Annotated in this window: 7 protein-coding genes; 1 reads left to right on the plus strand and 6 read right to left on the minus strand. The window is 60.1% G+C overall.

Going from position 1 to position 11,345, the window contains the following annotated elements; all coding sequences use genetic code 11:
* Positions 1–123 precede the first annotated feature (123 nt).
* The 6 genes from FJ398_20625 to nifS form a co-directional block, all read right to left on the minus strand.
* Positions 124–3,315 carry an efflux RND transporter permease subunit gene (locus FJ398_20625; GenBank protein ID MBM3840319.1) on the minus strand — a complete coding sequence of 1,064 codons (3,192 nt, stop codon included), beginning with the start codon at positions 3,313–3,315 and terminating at the stop codon, positions 124–126.
* 376 nt (positions 3,316–3,691) lie between these two features.
* On the minus strand, positions 3,692–5,053 hold the full coding sequence (locus FJ398_20630) for an efflux RND transporter periplasmic adaptor subunit (GenBank protein ID MBM3840320.1): 1,362 nt from the start codon (positions 5,051–5,053) through the stop codon (positions 3,692–3,694).
* A 78-nt stretch (positions 5,054–5,131) separates the two neighbouring features.
* On the minus strand, positions 5,132–6,736 hold the full coding sequence (locus tag FJ398_20635) for a pyrrolo-quinoline quinone (GenBank protein MBM3840321.1): 1,605 nt from the start codon (positions 6,734–6,736) through the stop codon (positions 5,132–5,134).
* Positions 6,737–7,324: 588 nt separating this feature from the next.
* The gene (locus FJ398_20640) at positions 7,325–7,666 is read right to left on the minus strand and encodes a hypothetical protein (GenBank protein ID MBM3840322.1); all 342 of its coding nucleotides are present in this window, start codon (positions 7,664–7,666) and stop codon (positions 7,325–7,327) included.
* A gap of 28 nt (positions 7,667–7,694) precedes the next feature.
* Positions 7,695–9,026, minus strand: coding sequence for a Gfo/Idh/MocA family oxidoreductase (locus FJ398_20645; protein MBM3840323.1), 1,332 nt, complete (start codon positions 9,024–9,026; stop codon positions 7,695–7,697).
* A gap of 9 nt (positions 9,027–9,035) precedes the next feature.
* Entirely contained in the window at positions 9,036–10,268 is a 1,233-nt protein-coding gene (nifS, locus tag FJ398_20650; protein ID MBM3840324.1) for a cysteine desulfurase NifS, read from the minus strand.
* A 222-nt stretch (positions 10,269–10,490) separates the two neighbouring features.
* On the opposite strand from nifS, the gene FJ398_20655 reads away from it, so the two are divergent.
* On the plus strand, positions 10,491–11,219 hold the full coding sequence (locus FJ398_20655; GenBank protein MBM3840325.1) for a phosphoadenylyl-sulfate reductase: 729 nt from the start codon (positions 10,491–10,493) through the stop codon (positions 11,217–11,219).
* The last annotated feature ends 126 nt before the right edge of the window (positions 11,220–11,345 follow it).

Consider the following 11,345-nt stretch of genomic DNA (forward strand, 5'->3'; position numbering starts at 1 on the left):
CAGTGAGTAACTGCCAAACCTGACCTTGGGGGTGACAGCATTGTTTTCGATCGATGCAAACAGACGCGAGGCCTCAGCCGCAACATACTGGGAGCTTTGTGTCCAAGCCAGATGCACAGACCCTTAGAGATCCGGTTTCGCGACCGGCACCGCCGCCACCGGCGACCATCTCGTGGATAATCGCCGCCAGTGGAGCTTTTGGGCGAGATCATCCAGCAGGGAATACGCGACGGGAGTCACGACCAGCGTCAGGAGCAAACAGAGCGATTGGCCGCCGATGACGACGACCGCGACCGCTCGACGTTCTTCGGCGCCCGGGCCGGCGCCGAGCGCCAGGGGCAACATGCCCGCCACCAGCGCCAGCGTCGTCATCAGGATCGGCCGCAACCGATCCCGGTTCGCCTGCATGATCGCGGCCATCCGTTCCATGCCCGTTGCGCGCAGCGTGTTCATGTGATCGATCTGAAGAATGGCATTCTTCTTCACCACGCCGAAGAGCACCAGGATTCCCAGGGCCGAATACAAATTGATCGTGTTATCTGTCAGCCAGATCGAAAGCATGGCGAACGGCACGGAGATGGGTAGAGAAAGCAGAATGGTGAACGGATGGACCACGCTCTCGAATTGCGAGGCAAGGATGAGATACATAAGAATGACCGAAAGCAGAAACGCCCAGAGAAATTCCCGGAAAGTGGCTTCCAGTTCGCGCGCCCGGCCCGAAACGCGCGTCGTGTAACCCATCGGCAAATTCATTTCTTTCACAGCCTCGCGAAGCGCTTCGATCCGGTCGCCCATCGCGAAGCCGGGAGCGACCGAGCCGCGCAGGCTGACCTGTCGCTGGCGGTCCACGCGGTCGATGCGCGAGGCGGTCTGCCCCGGGACGATCTGCACCAGATTGTCCAGCCGCACCAGGCTGCCGTTCTGGCGCGGCACATAGATGCGCGAGATAGTGGAGGGATCGTTGCGTCCGCCCTCGGCCAAACGCAGTTGCACGTCGTAGTCTTCGTTCAAGGTCGGATCGCGGAAGCGCGACACCCGCTGATCGCCGCCCACCATGATGCGCAGCGCCGTGGCGATGTCATCGGTATCCACACCCAACGCGGCGGCGCGGACGCGGTCGATCTCCACGCGCAGTTCGGGTTTGTCGAGTTTCAAGGTGGTGTCTGCGTCCACGACCCCTAATTCCGGCGCTTTCTTTCGCAGTGTTTCCGCGTAAGCGGACAGGGATCCCAGATCGGGCCCGAGCAACGAGAAATCGACTTCGTAATTCGGTCCCCCCAGGTTGATGGACGACTGGCTGCTCCGGATGGAAACGCGCAGATCCGAATACTTCTTCATGCGACGCCGCACTTCCTGGATCACATCGCGCTGGCTGTAATTGCCCTGGAAAGCCCGGAGCGGATTCAGGCTCAGCAACCGGCCCCAACGGAACACCCGTTCCTTGTGCGGCGCGAGGCTGACGTAGATTCGCCCGTGGTTGACGCTGCCAAGAGAGCCACTGCCGCCCACCGAAGCCAGCACCGTGCGCACAGCCGGAAGGTTGCGCAATTCCTTTTCCAAAACCTGGAGCGTCACGTCCATCGCGGCCAGGCTGGTGCCTTCCCGCGTGGTCACACTGATCTCGAATTCGCCTTCGTCCGTGTTTCCCGGCGTATATTCCTGCCGCACGACTTTGTAGAGCGGGATGGACGTGAGCATGACGAGCACGGCGACACTCGCGACCCAGAGCCGATGGCGCATGGCGAACCCTAGAATCGACGAGTAACCCCGGTCAATCCATGCGTAGAAACCGCGCCGCGACCGCGCCACGGCATGGCTTCCCGAAGACGCAAGCTGGCTCAAGCTGAAAAGGCGCGCGCTCATCATCGGCGTCAGCGTGAACGAAACCAGCAAGCTCACCAGCACCGCCACCGCCGCGGTCAACCCGAATTGAAACAGAAACCGCCCGGCAATGCTCGACATGAACGAGACCGGCACGAAAATCACCACCAGGCTGAACGTCGTGGCCATGACCGCCAGGCTGATCTCCGCCGTGGCCGCGCGCGCCGCCTCGAACGCGCTCATCTTCTTTTCCTCGACGAATCGAAAAATGTTCTCGAGCACGACGATGGCGTCGTCGATGACGATGCCGACCATGAGCACCAGCGCGAGCATGGTGACGCTGTTCAAGCTGAAGTTGAGCGCCCACATCATGCCGAAGGTTGAAATCACGGAAGTCGGGATTGCCAGGGCCGCGATAAAGGTTGCCCGCCAATTGCGCATGAACAGCAGCACGACGGAGCTGGCCAGGATGCTCCCCAGCACGAGGTGCCGGTTGATTTCGTGCAAAGCTTCGTAAATGTAGTGGGATTGATCCCGGGTCACTTCCAACCGCGCGTCCGGCGGGAGAACCTTGGCCAGCTCAGCCAGTTTCTCCTTCACGGCCTCGATGACCGCCGTCGTATTGGCTCCGGACTGGCGGCGCAGCTCCATCATGACCGTGGGCACTCCATCCAGCCGGCCGAGCGAACGCTGCTCTTTCGTGCCGTCCTCGGACCAACCCAGATCGCGGATACGAATCGGAGAGCCATTGACCGTTGCGACCACGAGATCGTTGAACGCTTTGGGATCGGTGATGCGGCCCAGCGTGCGAAGCGCATGTTCGCGCAATGGCCCGGTGACGTTTCCCCCGGGGACGTTCGCGTTTTGCCGGACGATGGCTTCGCGCACGGCAGTGATAGGGATTTGATACGCCGCGAGCCGGTCCGCATCGATCCAGATATTGATCGCGCGTTCCAATCCGCCCAGGATTTCGACTTCGCCGACGCCGAGGCAGCGTTCGAGCTGGACCTTGACGATTTTGTCCGCCATCTCGGTCAGCTCGCGCCGGGAGCGTTGGCCCGACAGGGCGATGGTCATGATCGGGGATTGGTCGGTGTCAAATTTGGAAATCAGCGGCGGATCGGCGTCGCGGGGCAAATCGCGCAAAACGGCCGCCACGCGGTCGCGCACGTCCTGGGCTGCGGAATCCACGTCGCGATTCAAATCAAACGTGGCAATGATAAAGGAACTCCCGACGCCTGAGATGGAACGCAATTCCTTGATCCCTTCGACCGTATTGACGACCTCTTCGATGCGATGCGAGACGAGCGCCTCCACCTCCGCAGGCGACGCCCCCGGCAGCCGCGTGGAAATTCGAATCGTCGGCAGATCGACCGAGGGATAGCGATCGACCTGCAAGTGCAGATACCCCGCCGCTCCGACGACCACAAGCGCCAGAATGAGCATGCTGGCGAAGACCGGGCGCCGGATGCAGACTTCAGCTAACTTGCGCATAGCCAATCAAGCCGATGGTGGGGCGACGCTCCCGCGGGGCCTTGTCCATGCTTCTGAAGCTCGTTTTCAGTGGCAACGCGCCGGTGGTTTGATCGTCACCTTTCCCCTCACCCCAGCCCTCTCTCTTGGGGAGAGGGAGAACAGCTTCCAGCGCTAGGCGCGAATGATGCCTTGCGGTTGGTCCACCGTGCGAACCGTGATTCCCTCTCCCAGGGGAGAGGGCCAGGGTGAGGGGAAAGGGAGCGGACACTGGCCGGTTGCTTGCAAGATCGCCTGCGGCGCCAGCCACTGAAAACAGCGAAGGACTGAGAATTCTCAGTCCATAGGAGAGGTTAGCTAGGGAAAGTGCGTTCAAAGATTCACAAGGCTTTGCCGGTTAGGAATCGGCCGCGTTGACTGGTTGCCCGGACAGAACATCGCCCGGATCGATGATCACGACGTCGCCCATTTCCAGGCCGGAGACAACCTCGATGGAATCGCCAACCCGCCGGCCGGTCGTGACCCGTTTCTCGAGCGCTTTGCCATCCCGGACGACAAACACTTTCTCGACACCGGCAAACGAGGACAGAGCATTCACGGGAACCAGAATCCCGCGCGAGGTGTTGTCCGTGACGATTTCCGCTTTGGCGAAAGATCCCGGACGCAGCTCGCCGGGATTCACCACGTCGGCTTCGACCCAGAGCATGCGCGTCAATTCTTCGATGGCCGGACTGAGCCGTTTGATTTCGCCCGTATAGACGTTCGTGTTGCCTTCGACCTTTAGCCGCACTTTTTGGGCGACCCGAATATTGCCGGCTTCGCGCTCCGGGACCTCCAGCCGCAAACGGAGTGGATTCATCCGGACGAGAGTCACCAGCGGCGTTCCGGAACTCAGAAACTCTCCGGCATTGGCCCGGCGCTCTTGAATGACGCCATCGAACGGCGCGCGGGTCTCGGTATCGATCAACTGCTGGCGCGCGATCTCCAGCTCGGCTTTGCGTTGCGCCAGCAGAGCCTGGCGATTCCGCACTTCGAGCAAGGCATCCTCGTAACGGCTCTGCGCTACCTTGTGCGCCGCGTCTGTGGTTTCCAATTCCGATGCGGAAAGAATGCCTTGCTCGGACAACTTGAGCACGCGGTCGCGATTGGCTTTGGCCTCATCCAGCAAGGCGCGCATTTGCCGGACGGTGCTGGTCTTTTCAATGTCAGTCACGTGGTCCGTGCCCTCGGGAGTCAGGCCCAGGCGCACGCGAGCCTGGCTCAACAGCGCTTCTGCTTGCTGGAGTTCCAACTGAGAGTCGCGCGGCTCGATTTGCGCGATCAACTCACCTTGATGCACGACGCTCCCCAAATCCACGGCTACGGTCTGAAGTCGGCCCGAGACTTTGGTGCTGAGTGTGGCACGATCCAGAGCAGCCAAAGAGCCGACTGCGTTTACGATTTGTTCGAGTGGAGAGGCCGCCACGCGCACGGTTTTGACGCGCCGGGGCGGCGCCGCGGACTCCGCCGTCTTCTGCCGCGAGGAGGACGAATCGCCCCGCTCGCAGCCGGTCCAAAGCATCGAGCTGCCGGCCAGCGCCAAAAACAAAATCAACTGAACCAACTCTCTACGCACGCGATTTGTGTGAGGCAGATTAAGCCAAGCCGCCCGCTCCTGCAATCGTTTAGCCTCATGTCCGAAGCTGCATCCGGTACACTGCCCTCGAATCTCCAACGGCGAAACTCCCTCTCCTCCATGAAGTGGAGGTCTCGGTCCCATAAATAGAAACTGGCTGCTCCTCCCCAACCACTCCCATTCCTTCGTCCCGGGAGAGGGAGAAGACTGCGGGTGGCGGTGTCAGTCACGAGGCGGGGACGTCTCGCGAACTGGCAGGCTGGAAGCCTGCCCTACATTCGCCACGGCGTAGAGGTGTTTCATCGTTGCGACGTAGAGCACGCCGTGCGCGGCTGTCGCAGTGGCGCTGATGGGGCTGCCCAACTCGACTCGGCTCAGAATTTTCTTTTCCCGACTCGCCGCGAACACCCAGAAATCGCCCCGGCGCGTGCCCAGATACACTTTGCCATCCGCCACGAGCGGGGAAGCCCAGACGTCACCCTTCAATTCGTGCGTCCAATACGGCTTGCCCGTGCCGGCATCGATGCAGTGCACGGTGCGGCCCACGTCCGCAATGAAAACAAGGCCGTCGTGCACGGCCGGCGTGGACACCGTGTGTTTGACGAGCGGATACGACCAGATTTCTCCCGTGCGCGTGATGTCGCCGGTTTTCGTGGCGTCGATGCACTTGAGCCATGCGCCATTTTTGCCCCAGAAAAGATCACCGCCACCCGCGACGTAGATGCGGCCCTGATAGAACACGGGCATGCCGTAAATGTTGCTCGGACCTTCTTGCCGATTGCTGTTGTAGCGGTGGACGTTTTCCTTTGGCGCGGCTGGATCGAAGTCGAAGCGCCACGCTGTTTTCAGGTTCTGAACCCCCTCGTTCCGGTTGGCGGTGTCCACGCTGCGGGGATCTGGGTCCTTCGTAATGCGTAGAACGTGATCCGTAATTGGCTCGAAGGCGTACACGATGCCGTCGCCGCCGGCGAAGAAGATCAAAGGGCGGCCATTCACTTCGCCAAGCGAGGGCGCGGACCACGTGCAATGGAAAATGCGCGACGCGTTTCGCTCGTTCTCGCGCGCCAAAAGCCGGCCGGTGCGCTTATCGAACACGACCAGGCCCGGCGCGTCCGGGGTGCGAATGCGCTTGTGGGTGTTATCCACGCCTGTGCCGGAGTTCAGGTAAAGATGATCGCCCTGAATGAGAATCGAACTGTGCGCGGCGTCGTGCGACCAGATGCCCGCGCCGGTCGTCAGGTTGAACATCCAGAGAATGTCGGCGTCCAGCGGGCCGGGCGTCATCCTGGTAGCCGCCGACGTGGGGAGGCTCTGACCAACTTCGGATTGCGGATTGCGGATTGCGGAACTTCCACCGGTTTCGGATTTGGATCCGGTGATGGCGCTGTTTTGAGAGCCGGTTGGAGACTTGGGCGTCATATACGCGCCTTCGTCTTGGAACGGGCCGTCGTTGCCGTTAGCCAGCCCATTGAGGTCCAGACAAAGCACATCGCCGCGATTGCTGACGATATAGACGCGGTCGCCTTCGATGGTGGCGGGCGACGAAATGCCGCTGTTGGGCCAGTCGTGGTAAGGGTCCTCCTCGCGCTTGGGCACGACGAGTTGCCAGAGCAGTCGGCCATCCTTTTCGTCGAAGCACATCAACACGCCCCGGTCGCCCTGGTGCTTCGGGTCGCGCGGTTCGCCGTTGTTCGTGCCGATCAGGACGCGGCCCCGGGCCATCACCGGCGTGGAGTGGGATTCAGTGCCAAGGCGCGCGGTCCATTTGATGTTCTGGCCCGTCTCCGGTGAGAACGCTTCCGGCAGGCCCTTCTCACTGGAGACCATGTTGCGCGACCAGGCCTGGCCCCACTGAGGTTGCTCCGCGCCGAAGACCCAGGCTGCGGTGGCGACAAATACCGCGGCACAGACGGCTGGCAGAGGGAGATGCGGTTTGACAGCGTGTTTTGAAAACCACCACTGCTCGTAGCAGCCGACGTAAGGAGGCTCAAAATTCTTCGGGAAATCGGAAACATGGGCCTCCTTACGTCGGCTGCTACGATTTTCAAAGCACGCTCTGAGCTTCAGGTATTCACCGCTGTGATTCATTTTGAATTCCTATTCTCAATTTCCAATTTGGCTGGTCGCTGCCTACCGTCCTTCGCAATCGTTCACGAGCGAATCCGAGGTGACGGTTGTTGGACGCTGTTCGGGGAAGGAAACTTCATCCGTCAGCCCATGAACCGGGCGCCTGGAGCGCCGGTCTCCGATTCGGCGCGTTTCGGTGACGCCTTGTCATCGCGATTCAGATATTAACAAAAGCGAACGAAAGTCGGGTTAGTTGTGCTGGGGCGAGCATCGACGAACGGCTCGGCTGGAGCTTCGTCCTACCGTGGCTAACCGCCGTCAACGGCGCGGTCCGCGAGGAACGGTGTGTTACTTGTACGGCGCGACGTAAGTGCGAAACCATTCGTGGTCGGCGGCCTCGGTGCGGGGAAGCCAGGAGATATTGTTCGGGACCACGACGCTGCCGTTGCGCATCACCCGGTCCACACCCGGACTTCGCCAGCGGCGGATTTCCGCGTGCCCGTCCACAAAGCTCGCCCCGGCGGATTTGCCATGCCGGCCCGAGGGCGCGTCCAGCCAGGAGTTCTTGTTGTATTTGCGCAGATCGTCGAAGGCGAAAAAGTGCGAGTCATTGATGCTGTTCTCGTGCTCGTCGATGAGATTGAAGATGGCGGAGGGCCCGGGATCACTGACCGCGCTGAGCTTTGGCATGGTCGAGTAACTTGCGCGGTGGTTCTGCTCATACCTCCCATCCTTTCCTATATTCCATGCGGAGATAATGATTCGCCTCCGGCACGTTTGTGACTTTGAATTTCTTCGCGTCCCATTCGATCTTCACACCGGCGCGCAAGGCAACATTGCCAAGCAGCACGGCTTCCGTCATCGGCCCAGAGTAATCGAAATTGGAAAGGGCCTTGGGGCCGCCCTTACAGGCATTGAGCCACTCCTGGTGGTGGCTTCTCTCCCAGTCCGTCTGGCGCGGGAATCTCTCGGGGATGTTCTTGAAATCCGCGGCTTTTGCCCCCGACAAAAACGCGCCCGGCCCCCAATAACTCGGAACGAACAGCGTGTCCTTCTCCCCGATCATGATCACGCCGTTGCCGGGGAGTTCTTTGGTCTTCGCCAGTTCGGGCTCCGGTTTCTTGCCTCCGTCGTACCAGATCAGCTTCACCCGGGTCTGCGGTCCACGTGCCGCGAATTCGTAAGTGATGATTGACCAAACCGGCGCGGTTTCGCTGTTCACGTCAGAGGATTGCCCTTCCACGCTGATGGGATCGCGCAACTGCAACGCGAAGAACGCCAGGTCCATGTTGTGGCAAGCCATGTCGCCGAGCGCACCCGTGCCAAAATCCCAAAAGCCGCGCCATTTGAAGGGAACGTAAGCTGGGTTGTACGGTCGCGACGGCGCAACCCCCAACCACAAGTCCCAATCCAATGTCTCGGGAACTTTGGGGGCCTCCTTCGGATTGGGGCGGTCGATGCCTTGCGGCCACCAATTCCCTGGCCGATCGGTCCAGACATGGACCTCGCGCACTTTGCCGAGCACGCCGCCTTGAATCAACTCCACGAGGCGTCGCGTGTCCGGATTTGAGTGGCCCTGATTGCCCATTTGCGTGGCGACTTTGTGCTGGCGTGCGACCTCGGTCATTTGCCGGGCTTCATGGACGGTGTGCGTGAGCGGTTTCTGGCAATACACGTGTTTGCCCATCTTCATCGCTGTCAGCGCGGCAGGCGCGTGCATGTGGTCCGGCGTCGAAACCGTGACGGCGTCGATCCCTTGGCCCTCCTTGTCGAGCATGAGGCGAAAATCTTTGTAGCGTTTGGCGTGCGGATACTTCTTGAACGAGCCGGCCGCGTTGACTTCATCGACATCGCAAAGCGCCACGATGTTCTCGTGATCGACCACGGCGACGTCGCCGGCGCCTTTGCCGCCGACCCCGATTCCGGCAATGTTCAAACGTCCGTTCGCGCCAAGCACATTTCGGCTGGAGATAAGCGGGAAAGTCAGCGCACCGGCGGCGACGGCAGTGGATTTCAGGAATTGACGGCGAGTGAGAGCGTGAATGTTCATAAAGCGAAGTTAATCGGCTGCCACTCGCGCAGCCTCGTCGTGCTTGGGCGTCGAAGGATGCTTGTGTCGTGGCCGGTCAGCCGTGGCTGTCGGCGCCATGGCGCGGAGCCTTTGAATGATCGGAGGCAGATGCTCCAGCAAATAATCGACATCCGCGTCGGAATTGTAAAATCCCAGGCTGAACCGAACGCAGCCGCGCGCTCGTGACGGACTCAACCCCATCGCCGTCAGCACGTGCGAAGGATCGAGCGCGCCCGTCGTGCAGGCCGAGCCGCTGGAAGCGCAGACCCCAACGTGATCCAGCAACACCAGGATCGCTTCCGCCTCGACGCCATCGAACGCGATGTTCGACGTGTTGGGAAGCCGGGGATCCCTGGCGCCGGTTCGAATGGTGTGGGGGATGCCGGCAAGGATCGAGTTTTCGAGCCGGTCCCGCATTCGGCGCACGCGCGAATTCTCCTCGTCAATCCGCGCCATGACCAGGTCCGCGGCGCGGCCGAAACCCACGATGCTGGCCACGTTCTCGGTGCCTCCGCGCTTCCCGCGCTCTTGATGCCCGCCAATGACGTAAGGCTGAAACTTGGTTCGCCGTTTCACGTAAAGAAGCCCGATGCCTTTCGGCGCATGCAGCTTGTGCCCGGACAAAGACAGCAGATCGACTCCGAGCGACTTGACGTCGATCTTCAACTTGCCGGGGACTTGAACGGCATCCGTATGAAAGAGCACGCCTTTGCTTAGGCAGATCGCCGCGATTTCTTCGATGGGGAAAAGGACGCCCGTTTCATTGTTGGCCCACATGACAGAGACGACGGCGGTATCGGGCCGGATCGACGTTTCGAGCAGGTGCAAGTCGAGCGACCCATCCGGTTCGACCGGGAGGAAAGTGACCTCGTAGCCCTGCTTTTGGAGGAACTGGCCGAATTTGATATTTGCCGAATGTTCGACGGCGGTCGTGATCACATGGCGCTTGCCGGGGTGAGTCAGAAGGCAGCTCTGAATGGCGGTGTTGTTGCTCTCCGTTCCGCAACTGGTGAAGACGATCTCGCGGGGCTCGGCGTTGATCAACGCGGCGACTTTTTGCCGCGCATGTTCGATATGCTTCGCCAGGCGGTTGCCAAAGCCATAGGCGCTCGATGGGTTGCCCCACTCATCGGTCAAATAAGGGAGCATGGCTTCGAGAACTTCGGGAGGAACCCGCGTCGTCGCGTTATTGTCGAAATAGTAAATCGTTTTCTGGCCCATATCTGCCCATCAGACTTCCTGGGTCTTTCGGTCCAATATCCAGCGGTTTTGGCCGCGAGGGAAGTTCAATTAAAGCCCGCGTTTTGATGGATCTCAAGGAAACTCATGCTGGTTTTGAGAGTTGACAGAAAAGACATACCATAGAATGATAAGTATCTTTGTTAATTAACTTATGATTGGCATGCTTGGCTGCGCAAATAGAGAATTGAGCGAGGTCTTGGAATGACTTGCAACGAGATTACCGTTCTCGATCGCTTGTTCCAGACCGCGCACACGGAAGATGTGCTCGCCTGGGCTTGGGAGAAATTCGGCACACGTGCGGCCATCGGAACGAGCTTCCAAGGCGCGGGGCTGGTCATGATGCACTTGGCGAAGGAACACAGCCTGAAGTTCCCGGTCTTCACTCTGGACACCGGCTTGCTCTTTCCGGAGACGCTGGAATTGAAGAGACGTTTGGAAGATTTCTTTGGCTATCCGATCGAGTCCTGCGTTCCCGATTTGACGGCCGAACAACAGACCCAAGCTCATGGATCGGCGCTTTGGGAACGTGATCCGGACCTTTGCTGCACGCTGCGGAAAGTATTGCCTCTCCAGGGCAAGCTGAGTGGACTGGATTGCTGGATTACCGGATTGCGCCGCCAGCAGTCGGAGAGCCGCGCGAACCTGGGGATCCTGGAAGCTTACGTGTTCGACAAGAGCGAAGGCCGAGATATCTTCAAACTGAACCCGATGGCTAACTGGACTCGCGATGCCGTGTGGGAATACATTCGGAAGCACGGCATTCCGTACAATCCCTTGCACGATCAAGGCTATCGCTCTATCGGTTGCTGGCCTTGCACCCGCAAGACGGCGAATGGCGAAAATGAGCGAGCCGGGCGGTGGACCGGATTTGACAAAGTGGAGTGCGGCATCCACACATTCATGGCCAAAAAACCTGATTTCCAGATCTAGTGATGTGTCTCACAAATGGCTGGAGTTATGTTGCGCCCAAAACGGCCTGGGGCAAGGCGCGACGAGGGAGCATAGCCCCAGTGCTCTGCGACCGAGGAGCAACGCAGCCCCAGACCGTTTTCGGCG

The organism is Verrucomicrobiota bacterium, assembly GCA_016871535.1.
Taxonomy (GTDB): domain Bacteria; phylum Verrucomicrobiota; class Verrucomicrobiia; order Limisphaerales; family SIBE01; genus VHCZ01.

What these genes read in the sequence shown, in the direction of transcription:
- FJ398_20625 (MBM3840319.1), bottom strand. Translation starts at nt 3,315, where the DNA reads ATGCGCAAGTTAGCTGAAGTCTGCATCCGGCGCCCGGTCTTCGCCAGC.
- FJ398_20630 (MBM3840320.1), bottom strand. Translation starts at nt 5,053, where the DNA reads ATGGGACCGAGACCTCCACTTCATGGAGGAGAGGGAGTTTCGCCGTTG.
- FJ398_20635 (MBM3840321.1), bottom strand. Translation starts at nt 6,736, where the DNA reads ATGGTCTCCAGTGAGAAGGGCCTGCCGGAAGCGTTCTCACCGGAGACG.
- FJ398_20640 (MBM3840322.1), bottom strand. Translation starts at nt 7,666, where the DNA reads ATGCCAAAGCTCAGCGCGGTCAGTGATCCCGGGCCCTCCGCCATCTTC.
- FJ398_20645 (MBM3840323.1), bottom strand. Translation starts at nt 9,026, where the DNA reads ATGAACATTCACGCTCTCACTCGCCGTCAATTCCTGAAATCCACTGCC.
- nifS (MBM3840324.1), bottom strand. Translation starts at nt 10,268, where the DNA reads ATGGGCCAGAAAACGATTTACTATTTCGACAATAACGCGACGACGCGG.
- FJ398_20655 (MBM3840325.1), top strand. Translation starts at nt 10,491, where the DNA reads ATGACTTGCAACGAGATTACCGTTCTCGATCGCTTGTTCCAGACCGCG.